The following is a 21,494-nucleotide window of genomic DNA, read 5'->3' as shown; positions in this document are numbered from 1 at the left end:
CGCAGGGCGCAGCGAGGCCCAACGGCGCGTCAGAACAGGAAATACCGCTGCGCCATCGGCAGCACGTCGGCCGGTTCGCACCAGAGCAGTTGGCCGTCGGCTTTCACTTGGTAGTTTTGCGCGTCGACTTCGATGGTCGGGGTGTAGCCGTTGTGGACCAGGTCTTTTTTCTGCACGCCGCGGCAGCCTTTCACCACGCCGATCTTCTTCTTCAGGTTGAGTTGTTCTGGGATGCCGGCGTCCAGTGCTGCCTGGCTGATGAAGGTAATGCTGGTTGCGTGACGGCTGCCAGCAAAGCTTGCGAACATCGGCCGGTAGTGAACCGGTTGCGGGGTGGGGATGGAGGCGTTGGCGTCGCCCATCAGGCTGGCCGCGATGGCGCCGCCCTTGAGGATCAGGCTGGGTTTGACGCCGAAGAAGGCCGGGCGCCAGAGCACCAGGTCGGCCCATTTGCCCACCTCGACCGAGCCCACTTCATGGCTGATGCCATGGGTGATCGCCGGATTGATGGTGTATTTGGCGATGTAGCGCTTGGCGCGGAAGTTGTCGTTGCCGTGCGCGTCTTCGGGCAGGGCGCCGCGCTGCTTCTTCATCTTGTCGGCGGTCTGCCAGGTGCGGGTGATGACTTCGCCGACGCGGCCCATCGCCTGACTGTCGGAGCTGATCATGCTGAAGGCGCCGAGGTCGTGGAGGATGTCTTCGGCGGCGATGGTCTCGCGGCGGATGCGGCTTTCGGCGAAAGCCACATCCTCGGCGATGCTCGGGTCCAGGTGGTGGCAGACCATCAGCATGTCCAGGTGTTCGTCGATGGTGTTGCGGGTGAAGGGCCGAGTCGGGTTGGTGGAGCTCGGCAGCACGTTGGAGAAGCCGCAGGCTTTGATGATGTCTGGCGCGTGGCCGCCACCGGCACCCTCGGTGTGGTAGGTATGGATGGTGCGGCCCTTGAACGCGCCCAGGGTGGTTTCGACGAATCCCGACTCATTCAGCGTGTCGGTGTGGATGGCCACCTGCACATCGTACTGGTCCGCCACACAGAGGCAGTTGTCGATGGCCGCTGGCGTGGTGCCCCAGTCTTCATGGAGCTTTAGGCCGATGGCGCCGGCTTTCACTTGTTCGATCAGCGGTTCGGGCAGGCTGGCGTTGCCCTTTCCGGTGAGACCAATGTTCATCGGGAAGGCATCGGCGGCCTGGAGCATGCGCGCCAAATGCCAGGGGCCGGAAGTGCAAGTGGTGGCGTTTGTGCCAGTGGCCGGCCCTGTGCCTCCGCCGATCATGGTGGTGACACCACTCATGAGGGCTTCTTCGATTTGCTGCGGGCAGATGAAGTGGATGTGGGTGTCGATGCCTCCGGCGGTGAGGATCATGCCTTCACCGGCAATCACCTCGGTGCTGGCGCCGACGGCGATGGTGACGTTGGGCTGGATGTCCGGGTTGCCGGCCTTGCCGATCGCAGCGATGCGCCCGTCCTTGAGGCCAACGTCGGCCTTGACGATGCCCCAGTGGTCGATGATCAAGGCGTTGGTAATCAGGGTGTCGACTACGTCGGCAGCGAGGAGCTGGCCTTGACCCATGCCGTCGCGGATGACCTTGCCACCGCCAAATTTCACTTCTTCGCCGTAGGTGGTGAAGTCCTTCTCGACTTCGATCCACAGGTCGGTGTCGGCCAGTCGCACCTTGTCGCCGACAGTGGGGCCGAACATGTCGGCATAGGCTTGGCGGGAAATCTTCATCATGGGTCCTGTCCGTAGGATGGGTTAGCCGCGAAGTGGCGTAACCCATCGTTTTTTAGGGGTGATGGGTTTCGCTCCGCTCTACCCATCCTAGGAATTTCAGTGAGTGCTACAGCTCGCCCATCACGCGGCCGGCGAAGCCGAACACGCGGCGTTTGCCCGCCAGGTCGACCAGTTCCACCTCGCGGCTCTGGCCGGGCTCGAAGCGCACGGCAGTGCCGGCCGGGATGTTTAAACGCATGCCACGGGCGGCGGCGCGGTCGAAGGTCAGCGCGTCGTTGGCTTCGAAGAAGTGGTAATGGGAGCCGACCTGGATGGGGCGGTCGCCGGTGTTGGCCACGGTCAGGGTGTGGGTGCGACGGCCGGCGTTGAGTTCGATCTCGCCGTCCTGGATCTGGTATTCGCCGGGGATCATGGGGATCACTCCAGAATGAGCTGCATGAAGGTGAGGTCTAGCCAGCGGCCGAACTTGCGGCCGACCTGAGGCATCTGCCCGGTGGTAATGAAGCCGAGGCGCTCGTGCAGGCGGATGGAGGTAGCGTTGCCGCTCTCGATGGCGGCCACCATCACGTGCAGTGAGGCGGCTCGGGCGTGTTCGATCAATGCCTGCATCAGCGCAGGGCCCAGGCCCTGGCCGCGCTGGTCATTGCGCACGTAGACCGAATGTTCGACCGTGTGGCGGAAGCCTTCGATGCTGCGCCAGGTGCCATAGCTGGCGTAGCCGAGCACCGCGCCGGAGTCGTCTACCGCCACCAGCACTGGGAAGCCTGCGGCTGTGCGCTCGGCCAGCCAGGCACGGCGGTTGGCCAGGTCCACCAGGGTTTCGTTCCAGATTGCCGTGGTGTTCTGCACGGCGTCGTTGTAGATCGCCAGGACGCCTTCGAGGTCCTGTTCCTGGGCGTTGCGGATCACATAAGCCATGGCAGGCCTCAGGCTATGGGCTGGTGGACGGTCACCAGTTTGGTGCCGTCCGGGAAGGTGGCTTCGATCTGGATCTCCGGGATCATCTCCGGTATGCCTTCCATCACTTGGTCGCGGCTGAGCAGGGTGGTGCCGTAATGCATCAGCTCGGCCACAGTCTGGCCGTCGCGGGCGCCTTCGAGCAGGGCGGCGGAGAGGTAGGCCATGGCTTCCGGGTAATTGAGCTTGAGGCCGCGGGCCAGGCGCCGCTCGGCAACGAGGCCGGCGGTAAAGATCAGCAGCTTGTCTTTCTCTCTTGGCGTCAGGTCCATCAGGTACTCCAGATTCTTGGGGGGACGGCGTCGCGTCCGAGTAAAGCCGGGCGCAGCTGGCGCCAGAGTGAGATCAGCCATGTGCGTGCGTGCAGGGCTTGGCCAGCGAGGCAGCGCGCCACCAGCAGGCCGGGCAGTTGGGTGAGGTTGCCACGGCCTTGGCAGGGCAGTTCCCGGCAGCGCTCCAGCAGCTCAGAGTCGATCGTACCGGTTGCGATCAGGGTCGCGAACACCGGCTGGCCGGCGAGGCCGATCGGCGAGTCGAGCAGGCCATCGTTGCCGGTGATGCGCTGGCGTTCGTGCCAAAGAAGCTTGCCGCCCCGGTGGATGTCCAGGTGGGCTTGGAAATGGCCTTCGGCGAAGCACTCGCCACTGGCCGGGCGGCCGAGGGCGACCATGTCCCAGTAGAACAGGCGGGCGCTTTCGGCCAGCTCGATACGGGTGCTGAGTTCGGCCTGGGCGCCGGAGAAGACGATGGTCTCCTGCGGCAGCCATTCGAGGGTGGCGCCGGCTTCTACCTTCAGGTCGAGTCGCTGGTAGGCAGGGCCGCTGGCGCGGTACCACTTGGCCGCGCCGGGGCTGGTAAGTTGGGCCCAGGCCCGTTCGCCAACGCGGGCGGATATTCCTAAGCGGTCGCCACCGGCAATGCCGCCAGGCGGGTGCACGATGATGTGCTGGCAGACTTCCGGGCCTTCGGCGTGCAGGTGCTTCTGCACCCGCAGCGGGCCCTTGTGGCGGCGCAGCGACGGGCGCGTGGCGGCGCAATCGCGGGCGTAGCCGAGTTCCAGCTCGGCGTGCCAGCAGGGGGTGAGGAGGTCAGTGTCGGCAGGTGCATTCATGGGGCGTTCCTGTAGGGTGGGTTAGCCGCGAAGCGGCGTAACCCACGCGGTGCAGGGGTACGGGTACTTCATATGGTCACGAGGCCGCGCACGCCCTCGGCTTCCATGTTCTCGCCGTGGCCTTGCTGGATGATTTCGCCGCGGCTCATCACCAGGTACTGGTCGGCGAGCTCGGCGGCGAAGTCGTAGAACTGCTCAACCAAAAGGATGGCCATGTCGCCGCGTGCGGCGAGTTTCCTGATCACCACGCCGATCTCCTTGATGACTGACGGCTGGATGCCTTCGGTGGGCTCGTCAAGGATCAGCAGGCGCGGCTGGCTGGCGAGGGCGCGGCCGATGGCGAGCTGTTGCTGCTGGCCGCCAGAGAGGTCGCCTCCACGGCGATGCTTCATCTCGCGCAGCACCGGGAACAGCTCGTAGATGGACTCTGGCACCGCTTTGGCCTGACCGGCGGGAAAGCGCGAAAGCCCCATCAGCAGATTCTCCTCCACCGTCAGGCGCGGGAAGATTTCGCGGCCTTGGGGCACGTAGGCGATGCCTGCGTGCACGCGCTGGTGCGGCTTGTGGCCGGTGATGGCGCGGCCCTCCCAATTGACCACGCCTTCCTTGGCCGGCACCAGGCCCATCAGGCATTTCAGCAGGGTCGTCTTGCCCACGCCGTTGCGCCCGAGCAGGCAGGTGACTTCACCAACCTTCGCCTCGAAGGAGAGACCACGGAGGATGTGGCTGCCACCGTAGTACTGGTGGAGCTTGTCGACTTGGAGCATGTGTCTGTTCCCCTCTGTCTGGCGCTGGCCATTCGTATGTTGGTGCGGGCCACGCTGGCTTGAGCCTGCGAAGCCCTACGTGGAGCGCGCAGCGCTCCCATGTGTTCATCGGATTCCCAATGGCCGGTCCTGCGGGCCGGTTGTTGGGCTTCGCTTCGCTCTGCACCGACCTACGTGGTATCCGTCCTTCAACTGGGTCAGCGGCCGAGGTAGACCTCGATCACCCGTTCATCCGCCTGCACCTCGGCCAGCGAGCCCTCGGCCAGCACATGGCCCTGGTGCAGCACGGTGACGTGGTCGGCGATCGAGCCGACGAAGCCCATGTCGTGCTCCACCACCATCAGCGAGTGCTGGCCTTTGAGATGCTTGAAGAGTTCGGCGGTAAATTCCGTCTCGGCATCGGTCATGCCCGCTACCGGCTCGTCGAGCAGCAACAGTTGAGGGTCCTGCATCAGCAGCATGCCGATCTCGAGGAACTGCTTCTGGCCGTGGGACAAGAGGCCCGCCGGGCGATGGCGCGAGACGTCGAGCTTGATGGTGGCGAGGACTTCGTCGATGCGGTCCTTCTGCTCACCGCTGAGCCGGGCGCGCAGGCTGGCCCAGACGGATTTGTCGGTCTTCTGCGCCAGCTCCAGGTTCTCGAATACCGAGAGCGCCTCGAACACCGTGGGCTTCTGGAACTTGCGGCCAATCCCGGCCTGGGCGATCGCCACTTCGCTCATGCGGGTGAGGTCGAGGGTTTCGCCAAACCAGGCCTTGCCGGCGTTTGGCCGGGTCTTGCCGGTGATCACGTCCATCAGCGTGGTCTTGCCCGCGCCGTTCGGGCCGATGATGCAGCGCAGCTCGCCGACGCCAATGTAAAGGTTGAGGTCGTTCAGCGCCTTGAAACCGTCGAAGCTGACGCTGATGTCTTCCAGGGTGAGGATAGTGCCGTGGCGCACATCCAGTCCTTGCTGGGCGACTTGGCCGAGGCCAAGGGCATCCCGGCCGGTTCCGGCATCGCTGTTTGGGTCGTAGGCAGGTTCGAGCATGAATTCGGGGACCGGGGTTACACGCATCAGTTGTCTCCCTTTTTCACGAGGCCGATCACACCCTTGGGCAGGTACAGGGTGACGACGATGAACAGGGCGCCCAGGAAGAACAGCCAATATTCCGGGAAGGCCACGGTGAACCAGCTCTTCATGCCGTTGACCAGGCCGGCTCCGAGCAGCGGGCCGATCAGCGAGCCGCGTCCGCCGAGGGCGACCCACACGGCCGCTTCGATGGAGTTGGTCGGCGACATTTCACTGGGGTTGATGATGCCCACCTGCGGCACGTAGAGCGCGCCGGCCAGGCCGCAGAGCACGGCAGACAGCACCCAGATGAACAGCTTGTAGCCGCGCGGGTCGTAGCCGCAGAACATCAGGCGGTTCTCCGCGTCGCGCAGGGCAGTGAGCACCCGACCGAACTTGCTCCGCGCCAGTCGCCAGCCGAGTAGCAGGCTGCCCAGCAGCAGCGCCACCGTGGCGAGGAACAGCACGGCGCGGGTGCCCGGCGCAGTGATGTCGAAGCCGAGGATGCGGCGAAAATCGGTGAAGCCGTTGTTGCCACCGAAGCCGGTCTCGTTGCGGAAGAACAGCAGCATGCCGGCGAAGGTCAGCGCCTGGGTCATGATCGAGAAGTACACACCCTTGATCCGCGAGCGGAAGGCGAAGAAGCCGAACACCAGAGCCAGCAGGCCGGGGGCCAGCACCACCAGACACAGCGCCCAGAGGAAATGCTGGGTGCCAGCCCAGTACCAGGGCAACTCGGTCCAGGCGAGGAAACTCATGAAGGCTGGCAGGCCGTTGCCTGACGCTTCGCGCATCAGGTACATGCCCATGGCGTAGCCGCCGAGGGCGAAGAACAGCCCGTGCCCGAGCGACAGCAGTCCGGCGTAGCCCCAGACCAGGTCCAGGGCGAGGGCGACGACGGCGTAGCAGAGGACCTTGCCCACCAGGGTCAGGGTGTAGGCCGAGACCTGCAGCGGGTTGTCGGTCGGCAGCAGGTGCAGCAGCGGCAGGGCCAGCAGCAGGACCAGCACCAGGCCGCCGAGGGCCATTGAGACGCGGGGGCCGAGGGTGGCGGTAGCGCGCATCAGCAGTGTTTGGTTCAGTGGCTGAGTCATCAGTCGATCACCCGTCCTTTCAGTGCGAAGAGCCCTTGGGGGCGCTTCTGGATGAACAGGATGATCAGCGCGAGGATCAGGATCTTGCCCAGCACGGCGCCAATCTGCGGCTCGAGGATCTTGTTCGCCACACCCAGGCCGAAGGCCGCCAGTACGCTGCCGGCCAGTTGACCGACGCCGCCCAGCACCACCACCAGGAAGGAGTCGATGATGTAGCTCTGGCCCAGGTCGGGCCCGACGTTGCCGATCTGCGAGAGGGCCACGCCGCCCAGGCCGGCGATGCCGGAGCCGAGGCCGAAGGCAAGCATGTCCACGCGGCCGGTGGGCACGCCGCAGCAGGCTGCCATGTTGCGGTTCTGGGTGACAGCGCGGACGTTGAGGCCGAGGCGGGTCTTGTTCAGCAGCAACCAGGTCAGCAGCACCACGAACAGGGCGAAGCCGATGATGACGATGCGGTTGTAAGGCAGCACCAGGTTGGGCAGCACCTGGATGCCGCCGGAGAGCCATGCCGGGTTGGCCACTTCGACGTTCTGCGCTCCGAAGATCACGCGCACCAGCTGGATCAGGATCAGGCTGATGCCCCAGGTGGCTAGCAGGGTTTCGAGGGGGCGGCCGTAGAGGTGGCGGATGACCGTGCGCTCCAGGGCCATGCCGATGGCCGCAGTGACGAAGAAGGCCACTGGCAGCGCCACCAGCGGGTAGAGCACCAGCAGGTCGGGTGCCAGGCGCTGGAACGTCAGCTGCACGATGTAGGTGGCGTAGGCACCGAGCATGAGCATCTCGCCGTGGGCCATGTTGATCACCCCGAGCAGGCCGAAGGTAATGGCCAGGCCAAGGGCAGCCAGGAGCAGGATCGAGCCCAGTGACAGGCCGCTGAACGCCTGCCCAAGCAGTTCGCCCACCAGCAGGCGGCGCTTGACCTGGGCCAGGCTGGTTTCCGCGGCGGTGCGCACAGCTGCGTCGACTTCGATGCCAGGTTGCAGCAGGGCTTCCAGCCGGGTGCGGGCCTGCGGGTCACCGGTTTCACCAAGCAGGCGCACGGCGTTCAGGCGAATCACCGGGTCCGGGTCCACCATTTGCAGGTTGGCCAGGACCAGGCTGATGGCGTCGCGCACCCCTGGGTCTTGCTCGGCCACCATGCGCTGGTTGAGCAGTGGCAGCTGCGCGGGCTTGGCACTCTTTTGCAGTTGGCGGGCGGCCTCCAGGCGCGCGGCGCTGTCTGTCGCCAGCAGCTGGTGGCTGGCCAGGGCAGTGATCAACAGGCCGCGCAGTCTGTTGTTCAGGCGCAGCTTCTTCGGTGTGCCGGCGGGTAGGGCTTCACCTTCGGCAGGGGTGTAGTTGCCGTCCTGTTCGATGAAGGCGAGCTTCTCGCGGTCGCTGGCGAAGCGGCCCTGCTGCAGGGCGTCGAGCAGTGGCTGGCGCGCGGTATCGGGCTCAGCGGCCCAGCGCTCAAGGAGTTTCGCCTGCTGCGCCGGGTTGGCGGCGGCGAAGTCATTGGCGTCGCCGGCCTGGGCAGCGAGGGGGAGCAGCAGGGTAAGGGCGAGGAGGATTCGGTAGAGGACTGTCGGCATTGGGTGGTCCTGGTTCATCGGGCGGTTGGAGGAGCGTGTCGGCTGACACTGCCCTCACCCCTAACCCCTCTCCCGGAGGGAGAGGGGAACCGTCTGGCGTCTCGGGGACGGCTCGGAGTTTGGCTCCGCGTCACCCCTCTCCCCCCTGGGAGAGGGGCCGGGGGGGAGGGAGGCCATGCCGGGCGCGGATTCCCCGGACGTCCTCATTCAGCTCAGTTGCTCTTCACCGCATAGTCCGGCTTCTTGTCGTTACCGGGGATGAAGGGGCTCCAGGGCTGGGCGCGCAGCGGGCCCTCGGTCTGCCAGACCACGGAAAACTGACCGTCTTCCTGGATCTCGCCGATCATCACCGGCTTGTGCAGGTGGTGGTTGGTCTTGTCCATGGTCAGGGTGTAGCCGGACGGTGCTGCGAAAGTCTGCCCGGCCAGCGCTTCGCGAACCTTGTCCACATCGGTGGTGCCGGCTTTCTCGACGGCCTGGGCCCACATGTGGATGCCGACGTAGGTGGCCTCCATCGGGTCGTTGGTTACTGCGGTCTGGTAGTTAGGCAGGTTCTTGGCCTTGGCATAGGCCTTCCACTGCTCGACGAACGTGTCGTTGACCGGGTTATCCACTGACTCGAAGTAGTTCCAGGCGGCCAGGTGGCCTACCAGCGGCTTGGTATCGATGCCGCGCAGTTCTTCCTCGCCGACCGAGAAGGCCACCACCGGTACGTCGGTGGCTTCCAGACCCTGGTTGGCCAGTTCCTTGTAGAAGGGCACGTTGGAGTCGCCGTTGACGGTGGAGATCACCGCAGTCTTGCCGCCGGCGGAGAACTTCTTGATGTTGGCGACGATGGTCTGGTAATCGGCGTGGCCGAAGGGGGTGTAGACCTCTTCGATGTCCTTGTCGGCCACGCCCTTGCTGTGTAGGAAGCTGCGCAGGATCTTGTTGGTGGTGCGCGGGTAGACGTAGTCCGTGCCAAGCAGGAAGAAGCGCTTGGCGCTGCCGCCTTCTTCGCTCATCAGGTACTCGACGGCGGGGATGGCCTGCTGGTTCGGCGCGGCGCCGGTGTAGAAGACGTTGGGCGAGAGTTCTTCACCCTCGTACTGCACGGGGTAGAAAAGCAGGCCGTTGAGCTCTTCGAACACCGGAAGTACGGACTTGCGCGATACCGAGGTCCAGCAGCCGAACACCACGTCCACCTTGTCTTTGGTCAGCAGCTGGCGGGCTTTCTCAGCGAACAGCGGCCAGTTGGAGGCCGGGTCGACCACCACGGCTTCCAGTTGCTTGCCGTTCACGCCGCCCTTGGCGTTGATCTCTTCGATGCTCATCAGCGCCATGTCTTTCAGCGAGGTCTCGGAGATCGCCATGGTGCCGGACAGCGAATGCAGGATGCCGACCTTGATGGTCTCGGCCGCCTGGATGGTCCAGGACATGCCCATGGCGGCGATGGATGCGGAAAGCGTGAAGGCCTTGATCAGGCTGCGACGTTGCATGGGTCGGTCTCCATTCTCACAAGTATTTGAAATAACTGCGTTTATTGGTCTGGTGTGCTGGGCAGTATTCAAAGGTCTTCCACGTCACCCTTGGTCGGGCTGCGGCGCTGGCCGCGCGTTGTGCAACAGGTGCAGGGTGATCTTGCGCACTTCAGGGTTGCTGACTTCGGGTTGAGTCCTCAGCAATTGCTGTGCCTTGTTGACCGGATGGATGGAAATGCGCCGTAGCAGCACCGGGCGGATAGGGCTTTGGCGCGTGAAGACGCCCGCGCGATGCGTCGTGTGGCGTTCAGCGAAGGGAGGGAACAGAGGCGGGGGCGATAAGCCGGCGGCGCTCGAATCGAGTGTCTTGCGCACTATCGGGGTGCGCAAGTCCCGTTTCAGTGCCGGGCGGTGATCGTTGGTGGGGCGGGCGGTGTGGCGTCACCCATCAGGGCACCATGTAGTTCCTCACCCCGGTGAAGATGATCTGAGCCGCTAGTGCGCAGACGAACAGTCCCATCAGACGGCTGACGATCTGCAGTCCCTGGTCGCCAAGCAGCCGCTCGATGCGGTCGGAAAGGTAAAGGATGACCCCCACGGTGGCGCTGGCAACGGCGATGGCGAGCAGGGCGACGAGCTTGTCGTCCCACTGCACATGGCCGGCGCCCATCACCAGCATGGCGCCGATGGTACCGGGGCCGACCGTAAGGGGAATGGTCAGCGGCACGATGGTGACGTCCTGCTGCACGTTATCCGACTGCACCGCCGAGTTGCCCTGGGCCATGCCCAGGGCGGAGATGAACAGAACGGCGCCAGCACCGATGCGGAAGGCATCGATGGTGATGCCGAAGATCTTGAAGATCCCCTGGCCGAACAGGTAGAGCAGGGCGCTGGCCACGAGGGTGCCGAGGGCGACTTTCCAGGCGAGTCTCTTGCGCTCCTTCACCGTGTAGCCGCGGGTCAGGCCGATGAAGCAGGAGAGTACGAAGAAGGGGCTGTAGAGCACTAGCATCTTCAGATACAGGCTGGAAAGGCTTTCAAGCATGGTGGGGCATCCGTTCGTGACTGCCAGGGCCGCCTGCTCAGTGTAGAGCCAGCCCTGCCATTGGGCGCTCAACTATAACCGCGCCGGAGGCTTCGTCTATACCTTCCTGCACCGGGGCGTGATGTCGCATCGGGAGTCACCCATGGCACACCTCAGTTTCACCCCCAACCTGCAACGCCACCTGGATGTCCCCGAACTGGACGTGGGTGGCGCCACGGTGGCCGCCGCCCTGGCCGAGGCCTTTGCCGCCAACCCGCGCCTGCGCAGTTACCTGCTCGATGACCAGGGGCGCCTGCGGCGGCATGTGGCGATCTTCGTCGATGGCAGGCAGGTCAATGATCGACGCGGGCTCTCCGACCCACTTGCCGCCGGCAGCGATGTATTCGTGGTGCAGGCACTGTCCGGTGGTTGAGGCTGCGCAAGGAGGATACGCAGATGTCGCAACGCATCCATGTGGCGACCCGCAAGGGCCTGCTGCAGTTCGAGCCGGCGGGCAACGACTGGCGTTTGGTGCGCCAGGACTTCCTCGGTGAGCCGGTGAGCATGGTACTCGCCGATCCGCGCGATGGCCGCCTCTATGCGGCACTTCACCTCGGCCACTTCGGGCCCAAGCTCTGGCGTTCAGCAGATGGCGGGCAGCTGTGGGAGGAGATTCCCGCCCCCGCCTTTGCGGCTGCTGACGAAGGTGAGGACGGTCCCTCGGTAGACATGATCTGGTGCCTGGAGCCGGGCGGCACCGACCAACCCGGAACGCTCTGGGCGGGCACCATTCCCGGCGGACTATTCCGCTCCCGTGACCATGGGGACTCGTGGCAACTGGTCGACAGTCTCTGGCAGCGGCCGGAACGGGCCAATTGGTTCGGTGGCGGCTACGACCAGCCGGGCATCCACTCCATCAGCGTCGACCCGCGGGACAGCCGTAGGCTGACGCTAGCCGTGTCCTGCGGTGGCGTGTGGCACAGCGAGGATGAAGGCGCAAGCTGGAACTACCGGACCCGCGGCATGCGCGCGGCCTACATGCCGCCAGAGCGTGTTGAGGAACCCGATATCCAGGACCCGCATCGCATGGTGGCCTGCCCGGTGGAACCGGAACGGCTCTGGGTGCAGCATCACAATGGGATTTTCGTCAGCGCCGACCGGGGCCTGAACTGGAAGGAAATCGAACACGCCGGCCCCTCCACTTTCGGTTTTGCGGTGGCGGTGCACCCGTCAAATCCGGACTGCGCCTGGTTCGTCCCGGCGGTGAAGGATGAATGCCGGGTGCCTGCGGATCAGCACCTGCGCGTGACCCGCACCCGCGATGGCGGGCAGAGTTTCGATGTGTTGGAGCAAGGTTTGCCGCAGCAGCACTGCTATGACCTTGTGTACCGCCACGGCCTGGATGTGGATTCCAGCGGCCAGTGCCTGGCCATGGGCTCAACTACCGGACACCTTTGGGTATCAAAGGATCAGGGTGATAGCTGGCAACTGGTGGCGGGGTATCTGCCACCGATCTTTGCGGTGCGGTTTGCGTAGGCCGGTTTTTTTCAGGCAGGCCGTTGGCCTGCTTGGGGAATGACTTCGTCCTTATAGGAAAAGCGTCCCCTGTGCGGACAGGCCGAGAAGAAATGCGGGATCAGGAATGCATCGCGTGCTGGCCGCGCAGTTCCTTCTCGGCGACCCAATGTTCGATCAGGTCACGCAGCTGCGACAGTTCCACCGGCTTGGCCATGTGGCCGTCCATGCCGGCCTGGCGTGCGCGCTCCTTGTGTTCGCTGAGGATGTGCGCGGTGAGGGCTACCACCGGCGTGCGTGGGCGGTGCTCGCTGGCTTCCCAGGTGCGCAGCATCTGGGTGGCGGTGAAGCCGTCCAGGATCGGCATTTCGCAGTCCATCAACACCAGGTCGTAGTGCTTGGCCTTCATGGCGTTGAGCGCTTCCTCGCCGTTGCTGGCGGTATCCGGCTCCAGCTTGAGCTTGCTCAGCATTCCACGGATGACCTTGGTCGAAATGCTGTTGTCCTCGGCCACCAGGATGCGGAAATCATCCGGAACACGCAGCGGCTCGCTGACCTGGGAACCTGGCAGCGGCGTCGAGCCGCCGGCTTTGCGCTGGTTGAGTTCATCGGCCAACGTGGTCTTGAGCGTGTAGCCGGCAACCGGCTTGGCGAGGATGCGTTTGATGCCGGCGTTGCGCGCGATGATCTTGCTCGGCGCGTTGCTGATACCAGTGAGCATGATGATCAGGATGTCGTGGTTGAGGCTAGGGTCTTCCTTGATCTTGGCCGCCAGCTGCATGCCGGTCATGCCGGGCATGTCCTGGTCGAGCAGCACCACATCGAAGTATTCGCGCAGATGCGCCTTGGTGCGCAGCAGGGCGAGGGCCTCCTTGCCGGAGGACACGGCGCTGACCTGCAGTCCCCAGGCACTGCATTGCTGGATCAGCACCTTGCGGCAGGTGTCGTTGTCGTCGACCACCAGCAGGCGTGCGCCATCAAGCGGCTGGTCGAGGTCGGTGGAGGGTTGCTCGAGGCGCTGGCTATCGACCGGCAGGGTGATCCACAGGGTGCTGCCCTGGCCGCCGCCGCTCTGGATGCCGAATTCGCCACTCATCAAGCGGACCAGTTGACGGGCGATGACCAGTCCCAGGCGACCGCCCAGTTTGGTGGCGGCCATGAAGTCGCGGCTTTGCAGCTCGGCATTGAGCAGGGCGTCGCGCTCGCCGGCCTCCAGGGGACGGCCGCTGTCCTGCACGGCGATCCGCAGGCGTGGCTCGCTGCCCGCAGTGTCCAGGGCGACCACCAGGAGGATCTCACCTTCATCGGTCTGCTTGAACGCGTTGTCCAGCAGGCTGAGCAGAATCTGGCGCAAGCGCGCAGGGTCGCCACCAATGATCCGCGGAACCTGGGGCTGCATGAAGCTGATCAGTTCGACGCGCTGCTGCTCGGCCTTGGCGCGGAAGACATCGAGGCAATCCTCGATCAGGGCGTTGAGGTCGAACTGCACGTCGTCCAGCTCGATCTGGCCGGACTCCAGTTTGGAGATGTCGAGAATCTCGTTGATCAGGGTAAGCAGTTCATTGCCTGAGCTGTGGATAGTCTGCACATAGTCGCGCTGCTTGGCCGAAAGGGGAGTGCCGAGCAGTAACTCGGTCATGCCGAGTACGCCGTTCATGGGGGTGCGAATCTCGTGGCTTATCTTGGCGAGAAACTCGCCCTTGGCCTTGAGCTCGGCGGAGTTGGCTGCACGCTCCCGGCTGGCGATGAAGGCTTCCTGCTGGATTCGCCGCTGGCGCGCACTGAGGGCGAGGCTGAGCATGACGCCGCTGAACGAAGACACTGCCAGGAGCGAGTAGGCCAGCCATTCGGACTCCAGGCGCCAGTAACCGAACAGCGCAGGCAGGGCGCCGAGGATTGCGATACAGAATACCGCCAGGCCAAGGGTGAACGGCCCCGCAGGCCGATAGCCATGGCGCCAGTGATATACCGCCACGACGAACATGCTGATGCTGGCGATGGCCGCGAGGATATAGACCAGCTGATTGAACTGCAGGCTGGTGACCAGTATCAGCAGGACACCGATCAGGCAGATCAATACGATCTCGCCGATCAGCAGTTTGGTCAGCGGCGTGCTTGGACAGACCTTGTGAAAGAAGCTGGCTGTGAAGGCCAGGGCACAGACCATTGCCGCCAGCATCGACAGGTTGGCGATCTGCGGCTGGGCGCTTTGCCATTCGCCGAGCCAGGGCGAGCTGACGCCAAGCAGGCTCAGTCCTGTGACGATCAGGCAGCTTTGCGCGGCGGCCAGCCACAGGCAGCTGCTGTCGCGGCTGTAGGCGTAACGCATGAGACTGTAGAACACCAGCATGCCCAAGCTGCCGAGCAGCAGGCCGTAGAGCAGAGGCCGGGTATCGTCCGCCGCCATCAACGCCGAGGATTGCAGGTCGATCGTCGGGCGCAGGGCATGCTTGGAGGACAGGCGCAGGTAGAGGTCCAGCGGTTCTTTCGCCACCGGCAGCGGCAGCAGGAAGTCGCGGCTGGGCAAGGGGCGGTTGCTGTAGGGCAGACTGCTCCCCGTGCGGGTGTGGTCGATGAGTTCTTCGCCCTTGAGGACGTAGAGGTCGAGGAAGGCCAGGTAGGGCGCGAAGACGCGAAGCAGTTGCTCGTGTTCGCTGGGGGGAAGCTGGTAGTGAAGCCAGACTGCGCTGCCGCCGCCGGAGGTATAGAGTTGCTGGAGGTCGATCGGGGTGAACTGCGAGAGGGCCTGTTGGGTGCGCACGTCTTCGAGGCGCAGGCTTGAGGACGGGTCTTGCAGAATGCTCCATTGCCGATCGTCCGCAGCCTGTGCAGGCAACAGAAAGAGCGAGGTCAGCAGCATGCTGACAAGAAAGACGGTGGCAATCCTGAGCCGACGCACGGGCGAAGTCCCTTCGTGGGTGAGTGGCCCGATTATAGCCAAGGCCTGGCTGTACGGAACATGATCAAGGCGGCCAGTCGGCCGCCTTGATCCAGGCTTTTACCTGTTTTTTACCTTCAACCTTCGCCGCGTTCGCGCGCGATGGCTCGGTAACCGATGTCCTTGCGGTAGAAGCATCCGTTCCAGCGGATCTTCTCCGCCAGGCGATACGCCTGCTGCTGGGCATCGGAGACGCTGCGACCAATGGCGGTGGCGCAGAGCACGCGGCCGCCGGCGGTGACGATCTGGCCATCTTTCAGCGCGGTGCCGGCGTGGAACACCTTGCCGTCCAGAGCAGCGGCGTCGGCCAGGCCTTCGATGACATCGCCTTTGGCGTAGTCGCCTGGGTAGCCGCCAGCCGCCAGCACCACGCCGACTGTCGGGCGCGGGTCCCAGGTGGCTTCGACCTTATCCAGGGCCTGGGCCAGTGCGGCTTCCACCAGCAGCACCAGGGAGGACTCCAGGCGAACCATGATCGGCTGGGTTTCCGGGTCGCCGAAGCGGCAGTTGAATTCGATGACCTTGGGCGCGCCGCTCTTGTCGATCATCAGGCCGGCATAGAGGAAGCCGGTGTAGACGTTGCCTTCCTCGGCCATGCCGCGCACGGTCGGGTAGATCACTTCGTCCATCACGCGCTGGTGCACTTCGGCGGTGACCACCGGGGCCGGGGAGTAAGCACCCATGCCGCCAGTGTTGGGGCCGGTGTCGCCGTCGCCGACGCGCTTGTGGTCCTGGCTGGTGGCCATGGGCAGCACGTTCTGGCCGTCGACCATGACAATGAAGCTGGCTTCTTCGCCATCGAGGAATTCCTCGATCACCACGCGCGAACCGGCGTCACCGAAAGCGTTGCCGGCGAGCATGTCGCGTACGGCGTCTTCGGCTTCAGCCAGGGTCATGGCGACGATCACGCCCTTGCCGGCGGCCAGGCCGTCGGCCTTGATCACGATGGGCGCACCTTTTTCACGCAGGTAGGCCAGGGCCGGCTCCACTTCGGTGAAGTTCTGGTAGTCGGCGGTGGGGATTTGGTGGCGGGCCAGGAAGTCCTTGGTGAAGGCCTTGGAGCCTTCCAGCTGGGCGGCACCGGCGGTGGGGCCGAAGATGGCGAGCTTGCGGCTGCGGAACAGGTCCACCACGCCTTTCACCAGCGGCGCTTCCGGGCCGACGATGGTGAGCTGGACGTTCTTCTCGGCGAAGTCGGCCAGTTGCTCCAGGGCCAGCACGTCGATGGCGACGTTCTCGCACTTGGCCTCGGTAGCGGTGCCGGCATTACCCGGGGCAACGAAGACCTTCGCAACGCGCGGGTCCTGGGCCACTTTCCAGGCCAGGGCGTGTTCACGACCGCCGCTGCCGATGATGAGTACGTTCATTGAGTTCTCCTTGAGGAGGCGGGCCTTCCGCCCGAACGGTGGATAAGAAGAGCGTTATCCACCCTACAAAAGCTACGAATCTTCTACGACGGACCGTCGGGGGCGCGATGGAGCGGGTAGATGCAAGGCGTCCGGTCCTTCACCAAGCGGATTTGCCTTCTGGCAATGAGCATTGGGAAAGGGCCGGACAACACAGCAGATGCCTGCTTCAGCGCGTCCCTACTCAGTGCCTGAAGTGGCGCATGCCGGTGAAGACCATCGCGATGCCGGCTTCGTCGGCAGCGGCGATGACTTCGTTGTCACGCATGGAACCACCCGGCTGGATCACCGCGGTGATACCGGCCTTGGCGGCATTGTCGATACCGTCGCGGAACGGGAAGAAGGCATCGGAGGCCATGACTGCACCTTTGACTTCCAGGCCAGCATGCTCGGCCTTGATGGCGGCAATGCGCGCGGAGTTCACGCGGCTCATCTGGCCGGCGCCGACGCCGACGGTCTGGCGGTTCTTGGCGTAGACGATGGCGTTGGATTTGACGAACTTGGCCACTTTCCAGGCGAAGATCAGGTCATGGATTTCCTGCTCGCTCGGTGCGCGCTGGGTCACAACCTTGAGGTCGGCCGCGGTGATCATGCCGATGTCGCGGCTCTGCACCAGCAGGCCGCCGTTGATGCGCTTGAAGTCCCAGCCCTGGGCGCGCTCGGCGGCCCACTCGCCGCACTCCAGCAGGCGCACGTTGGCTTTTGCAGCGACGACGGCACGAGCTTCGGCGGAAACTTTCGGCGCGATGATCACTTCGACGAACTGACGGTCGACGATCGCCTTGGCGGTTTCGGCATCCAGTTCGCGGTTGAAGGCGATGATGCCGCCGAACGCGGACTCGGTATCGGTGGCGTAGGCCAGGTCATAGGCCTTGCGGATGCCGCCTTCATCTTCAGGTACCACGGCAACACCACAGGGGTTGGCGTGCTTGACGATGACGCAGGCCGGCTTGACGAAGCTCTTCACGCACTCCAGCGCGGCATCGGTATCAGCCACGTTGTTGAAGGACAGTTCCTTGCCCTGCAGCTGGATGGCGGTGGAAACGCTGGCCTCGGCCGGCTTGGCTTCAACGTAGAATGCCGCACTCTGGTGCGGGTTCTCTCCGTAGCGCATTTCCTGGGCCTTGATGAACTGGCTGTTGAAGGTGCGCGGGAAGGCGCCGCGGCCTTCGGTGGTGAGGGTGTCGCGCGCCTGGTCGATGGTACCCAGGTAGTTGGCGATCATGCCGTCGTAGGCGGAGGTGTGCTCGAACGCCTTGAGCGCCAGGTCGAAGCGCTGGGCGTAGGTCAGACCGCCGGCCTTGAGACTTTCGAGGACGTTGGCGTAGTCGCTGGCATTGACCACGATGGCGACGTCCTTGTGATTCTTCGCCGCGGAACGAACCATGGTCGGGCCGCCGATGTCGATGTTCTCGATGGCGGTGGGGAGGTCGCAGTCAGGCTTGGCGACGGTGGCTTCGAAGGGGTAGAGGTTGACCGCGACCAGGTCGATCGGCTTGATGCCGTGCTGTTCCATCACCGCGCCATCGAGGTCGCGACGGCCGAGGATGCCGCCGTGGATCTTCGGGTGCAGGGTCTTCACCCGACCGTCCATCATTTCCGGGAAGCCGGTGTAGTCCGCGACTTCTACGGCGGCGATGCCGTTTTCCTTGAGCAGCTTGTAGGTGCCGCCGGTGGAGAGGATTTCCACCCCGAGCGCTGCCAGCTCGCGGGCAAAGTCGACAATGCCGGTCTTGTCGGAAACGCTGATCAGGGCGCGACGAACGGGGAGGCGGGTGGTCTGGTCGGTCATTTCGGAGCCATTCGATTGGGAAGAGGAATTGAGGGTGAGCTGGAAGCGATAAGCCGGAAGCTCGAAGGGCTGGCGGCTAGTCCAGCTTCAGGCTTCCGGCTCGGGCTCCGGCTCGTCAGAGCAGATCGTATTGCTTGAGCTTCTTGCGCAGTGTGCCGCGGTTGAGGCCGAGCATTTCGGAAGCCTTGGTCTGGTTACCCTTGACGTAATTCATCACGGTTTCCAGCAGCGGCGCTTCCACTTCGGAGAGCACCAGGTTGTAAACGTCCGTGACGGCGGCGCCCTCAAGATGGGCGAAATAGTTGTGCAGCGCCTTTTCCACGCTGCCGCGCAGGGTCTGGCCCTCGGCGGTTGCTGCAGTCAGGTGCTGTTTAAGGTTGGCGTTGTCGCTCACGGGTGTTGCCCCATCAAAAAAATTCTCGGTCATCGTCGTCATGCGGCCACCTCTTCTCCTTCGTTGTGACGTTCGATGAAAAACTCCCGAACGTTGGCGCACTGCGCGTCCGTGGACTCCAAACGATTGAACTTGGTGCGAAACTCCCTGGCCCCGGGCAGGGTTGCAAGGTACCAGCCGACATGCTTGCGGGCGATGCGTACGCCCATTTCGTCGCCGTAGAAGGCGTGCAGTGCGGCAAGGTGTTCCAGCAGTATTCGTTCCACTTCTACCAGCCCCGGCGGCGGCAGGAGTTCGCCCGTCGCCAGGTAATGCGCGATCTCGCGGAATATCCAGGGACGTCCCTGGGCCGCTCGACCAATCAGCAGGGCGTCGGCGCCTGTAGCGTCGAGGACCTGCCGGGCTTTCTGTGGCGAATCGATATCGCCATTGGCGAATACCGGGATCGACACGGCCTGCTTGATCGCGGCGATCGTGTCGTACTCGGCTTCGCCTGTATACAGGTCGGCCCGCGTACGGCCATGCACAGCCAGTGCCTGGATGCCGGCCTGCTCGGCGATTTTCGCCACTTGTGTCCCGTTCCTGTTCGATCTGTCCCAGCCGGTCCGGATCTTCAGCGTGACAGGTACGTCAACGGCGCCGACCACGGCTTCGAGGATTTCAGCCACCAGGGCCTCATCCTTCATCAGCGCGGAGCCCGCAGCCTTGTTGCATACCTTTTTCGCCGGGCAACCCATGTTGATGTCGATGATTTGCGCACCGAGAGCAACATTGGCCCGTGCCGCTTCCGCCAGCATCTCCGGATCACCCCCGGCTATCTGGACGGAGCGCGGCTCCGGATCCCCCTCGTGGAGCAGGCGCAACCGCGACTTGCGGCTATTCCACAGGCGCACGTCGCTGGTGACCATTTCCGATACCACCATGCCGGCGCCAAGGCGACGGCACAGCAGGCGAAACGGTCGATCGGTGACACCCGCCATCGGGGCAAGTATCACGGGGTTGGGCAAGGCGTAAGGGCCAATGCGTACCGCCGACATAAGTCTTCCCTGTTTTGGGGCCTGCTAGGAGCCTGTACTCGATCTGCGGCACGTCGGCCATGCGGATTCAAAAACAGGCTCTTGGTGATATCCGGGGAGTTCGAAAAAGGGTGGGCATGATACCCGCTCTCGATGACTGGATAAAGGCTGTTTTGAACAAATTCTGAGCAGCCAGGCTCTTATCACCAAGCGTTTGGGAAGCGCTGAAGCGCCGGAATTCCGGCGCTTGCAGGCTATTCGGGGGAATGGAAGCTGAGGCTGTAGTTAACGGCCTTGGCGCCCGGGTCGAGGATGTCCAGGGAAATGTGGATGGGCGTCTGCGGCGGCATTTCTCCCTGGCCCGCCAGTTCGCCGGAGAGGTATTCGCCGGGCTTGAAGCGACGGCTGGCCAGCAATTGGCCGCTCATGTCGGCGAAGCGCAGTTCCAGCAGCGGGAAGGGTTGGGAGAAGGACGCGCGGTTGTAGAGGATCGCGTCGACGACCAGCGCGCCGGAGAAGTCCGGATGGCTGCGTACCACCAGGTTGCTGCTCTTGATCAGGTCGATATCGACCTTGGAGGGCAGCTGGCAGCCGATTTCCGGGCAGATTTGCGCGAACCAGGGGCGGTACTGGTCCTGTCGGGCCAGTTCGTCGAAGTGGTACCACACGTACTGAGTGGCCAGGGCGCCAGCGCCTAGCAGGTTCAGCAGGCCCCAGCCGATCCACCGACCCCATGGGCGCTTCGGCTGCTGCCAGTCGAGTTGCAAGGGCTCGTCGTTGAGGTTGAGCAGGCCGTCATCACGCAATCCGGGTTCGCTGCGCTGTGCGCGTGCGGACTCCCGGGGTTGTGCTTCCGGCTCGTCGTCGTGATCGTCGTCGGCAAGAATCTCTGGCTCGTCGTCACGGGCGCCGCCCAGGCTGAAGTCCGGGCCCGGTTCATCCTCCACCATATCCAGTGACAGGCTGGGCTCGGTGCGGGTCGGTGTAGCCGAGCTGCTGAGGGCGGTCGGGGTGATGGCGACGGGTTCCGGGGCGAGAGGCGGTTCGGGGCGCTGGGTCCCGCGCTCCTCGACTTCGCGGATCAGGGCCTCAGCCCAGCCTTCGTCGGCAGGCTGCTCGGCTGCTTCTTCGGGGGCTGGCGCAGGTGCTGGTGCTGGTGTGGGGGCAGGTTCTGGCACTTCCAGACCGGAGCGCAGTGGTGGTTCGTGGCCGAGGAGGTCACGGGACAGCCGGCGCTCCTCCTGCTCCAGCTTGGCAAGCTCTTCGTCGAGATCGAGGCTGTCCAGGTCGAGATCGTCGTGGATCCACTGGGTATCGCTGGTCGGCGAGTCGCTGGGACTGTCGGCCGGAGGCTGGATAGCCTGGTTGAGGACGGCGGCGACGCTGGGAACCGCGCTGGCCGGCAGCGGGGGGGCCGCTGGGGCCGGGGCCGGCTTGGTCTGCGTCGACGCTGGACGAGGGGCTTCCTGGTGCGGCTCGGGCTTTTGGGGTGGTACCGCTTGGCCGGCTGCCGCCAGCAACTGCTGCGCAGCGTTGAACACATGCAGGCAGGCACCGCAGCGCACGGCGCCGTTGGCCACTGCCAGCTGCGCACGGCTTACGCGGAAGCTGGTCTGGCAATGTGGGCACTGGGTGACGAAGCTGTCAGTCATGCGGTGATCCGG

20 protein-coding genes are annotated in these 21,494 nt (G+C 64.4%); 2 read left to right on the top strand and 18 right to left on the bottom strand.

What is annotated here, in order from left to right; genetic code table 11:
* Positions 1 to 29: 29 nt before the first annotated feature.
* From ureC to J7302_RS05035, 12 genes are all read right to left on the bottom strand, one after another.
* Positions 30 to 1,730 carry an urease subunit alpha gene (gene ureC, locus J7302_RS05090; protein WP_215372451.1) on the bottom strand — a complete coding sequence of 567 codons (1,701 nt, stop codon included), beginning with the start codon at positions 1,728 to 1,730 and terminating at the stop codon, positions 30 to 32.
* A 109-nt stretch (positions 1,731 to 1,839) separates the two neighbouring features.
* A complete protein-coding gene (locus J7302_RS05085; protein ID WP_215371387.1) occupies positions 1,840 to 2,145 on the bottom strand; it encodes an urease subunit beta in 306 nt (101 codons plus the stop codon).
* A gap of 5 nt (positions 2,146 to 2,150) precedes the next feature.
* Positions 2,151 to 2,651: a GNAT family N-acetyltransferase gene (locus J7302_RS05080; RefSeq protein WP_215371385.1), complete on the bottom strand. Its 501-nt coding sequence runs from the start codon at positions 2,649 to 2,651 to the stop codon at positions 2,151 to 2,153.
* An 8-nt stretch (positions 2,652 to 2,659) separates the two neighbouring features.
* Positions 2,660 to 2,962 (bottom strand): urease subunit gamma, encoded by a 303-nt coding sequence (ureA, locus tag J7302_RS05075; protein WP_215371383.1) that lies wholly within the window; start codon positions 2,960 to 2,962, stop codon positions 2,660 to 2,662.
* Positions 2,962 to 3,801, bottom strand: a complete 840-nt coding sequence (locus J7302_RS05070) for an urease accessory protein UreD (RefSeq protein WP_215371381.1) — start codon at positions 3,799 to 3,801, stop codon at positions 2,962 to 2,964. The genes ureA and J7302_RS05070 overlap by 1 nt, the downstream gene beginning before the upstream one ends.
* A gap of 68 nt (positions 3,802 to 3,869) precedes the next feature.
* Positions 3,870 to 4,568, bottom strand: a complete 699-nt coding sequence (gene urtE / locus J7302_RS05065; protein ID WP_215371379.1) for an urea ABC transporter ATP-binding subunit UrtE — start codon at positions 4,566 to 4,568, stop codon at positions 3,870 to 3,872.
* 197 nt (positions 4,569 to 4,765) lie between these two features.
* Positions 4,766 to 5,626, bottom strand: a complete 861-nt coding sequence (urtD, locus tag J7302_RS05060; RefSeq protein WP_215371376.1) for an urea ABC transporter ATP-binding protein UrtD — start codon at positions 5,624 to 5,626, stop codon at positions 4,766 to 4,768.
* Positions 5,626 to 6,702, bottom strand: coding sequence for an urea ABC transporter permease subunit UrtC (urtC, locus tag J7302_RS05055; protein ID WP_394359078.1), 1,077 nt, complete (start codon positions 6,700 to 6,702; stop codon positions 5,626 to 5,628). The genes urtD and urtC overlap by 1 nt, the downstream gene beginning before the upstream one ends.
* Before the next feature lie 11 nt (positions 6,703 to 6,713).
* Positions 6,714 to 8,285, bottom strand: coding sequence for an urea ABC transporter permease subunit UrtB (gene urtB / locus J7302_RS05050; RefSeq protein ID WP_215371370.1), 1,572 nt, complete (start codon positions 8,283 to 8,285; stop codon positions 6,714 to 6,716).
* Between the two features lie 212 nt (positions 8,286 to 8,497).
* A complete protein-coding gene (gene urtA / locus J7302_RS05045) occupies positions 8,498 to 9,763 on the bottom strand; it encodes an urea ABC transporter substrate-binding protein (protein WP_215371368.1) in 1,266 nt (421 codons plus the stop codon).
* An 84-nt stretch (positions 9,764 to 9,847) separates the two neighbouring features.
* Positions 9,848 to 10,135 (bottom strand): hypothetical protein, encoded by a 288-nt coding sequence (locus J7302_RS05040; RefSeq protein ID WP_215371365.1) that lies wholly within the window; start codon positions 10,133 to 10,135, stop codon positions 9,848 to 9,850.
* Positions 10,136 to 10,193: 58 nt separating this feature from the next.
* Positions 10,194 to 10,790: a MarC family protein gene (locus tag J7302_RS05035; RefSeq protein WP_215371363.1), complete on the bottom strand. Its 597-nt coding sequence runs from the start codon at positions 10,788 to 10,790 to the stop codon at positions 10,194 to 10,196.
* Between the two features lie 142 nt (positions 10,791 to 10,932).
* On the opposite strand from J7302_RS05035, the gene J7302_RS05030 reads away from it, so the two are divergent.
* Positions 10,933 to 11,202 carry a MoaD/ThiS family protein gene (locus tag J7302_RS05030; protein WP_215371361.1) on the top strand — a complete coding sequence of 90 codons (270 nt, stop codon included), beginning with the start codon at positions 10,933 to 10,935 and terminating at the stop codon, positions 11,200 to 11,202.
* A 23-nt stretch (positions 11,203 to 11,225) separates the two neighbouring features.
* Positions 11,226 to 12,305 (top strand): exo-alpha-sialidase, encoded by a 1,080-nt coding sequence (locus J7302_RS05025; protein WP_215371359.1) that lies wholly within the window; start codon positions 11,226 to 11,228, stop codon positions 12,303 to 12,305.
* A 100-nt stretch (positions 12,306 to 12,405) separates the two neighbouring features.
* Here J7302_RS05025 and J7302_RS05020 read toward each other — a convergent pair whose 3' ends face one another.
* From J7302_RS05020 to J7302_RS04995, 6 genes are all read right to left on the bottom strand, one after another.
* Positions 12,406 to 15,183, bottom strand: a complete 2,778-nt coding sequence (locus tag J7302_RS05020; protein ID WP_215371357.1) for a hybrid sensor histidine kinase/response regulator — start codon at positions 15,181 to 15,183, stop codon at positions 12,406 to 12,408.
* A 116-nt stretch (positions 15,184 to 15,299) separates the two neighbouring features.
* On the bottom strand, positions 15,300 to 16,589 hold the full coding sequence (purD, locus tag J7302_RS05015) for a phosphoribosylamine--glycine ligase (RefSeq protein ID WP_215371354.1): 1,290 nt from the start codon (positions 16,587 to 16,589) through the stop codon (positions 15,300 to 15,302).
* Positions 16,590 to 16,812: 223 nt separating this feature from the next.
* Positions 16,813 to 18,420 carry a bifunctional phosphoribosylaminoimidazolecarboxamide formyltransferase/IMP cyclohydrolase gene (gene purH, locus J7302_RS05010; protein ID WP_215371352.1) on the bottom strand — a complete coding sequence of 536 codons (1,608 nt, stop codon included), beginning with the start codon at positions 18,418 to 18,420 and terminating at the stop codon, positions 16,813 to 16,815.
* Positions 18,421 to 18,535: 115 nt separating this feature from the next.
* Positions 18,536 to 18,856 carry a DNA-binding transcriptional regulator Fis gene (gene fis, locus J7302_RS05005; protein WP_215371350.1) on the bottom strand — a complete coding sequence of 107 codons (321 nt, stop codon included), beginning with the start codon at positions 18,854 to 18,856 and terminating at the stop codon, positions 18,536 to 18,538.
* The gene (dusB, locus tag J7302_RS05000; protein ID WP_215371347.1) at positions 18,853 to 19,851 is read right to left on the bottom strand and encodes a tRNA dihydrouridine synthase DusB; all 999 of its coding nucleotides are present in this window, start codon (positions 19,849 to 19,851) and stop codon (positions 18,853 to 18,855) included. Before dusB ends, fis begins: the two co-directional genes overlap by 4 nt.
* A 233-nt stretch (positions 19,852 to 20,084) precedes the next feature.
* Positions 20,085 to 21,482, bottom strand: coding sequence for a DUF3426 domain-containing protein (locus J7302_RS04995; RefSeq protein ID WP_215371345.1), 1,398 nt, complete (start codon positions 21,480 to 21,482; stop codon positions 20,085 to 20,087).
* Positions 21,483 to 21,494 lie beyond the last annotated feature (12 nt).

This window comes from Metapseudomonas boanensis, from assembly GCF_018704125.1.
GTDB classification, from domain to species: Bacteria; Pseudomonadota; Gammaproteobacteria; order Pseudomonadales; family Pseudomonadaceae; genus Metapseudomonas; species Metapseudomonas boanensis.
Note: the sequence above shows the minus strand (reverse complement) of the source record. Positions and strands in the feature narration are given on the sequence as shown.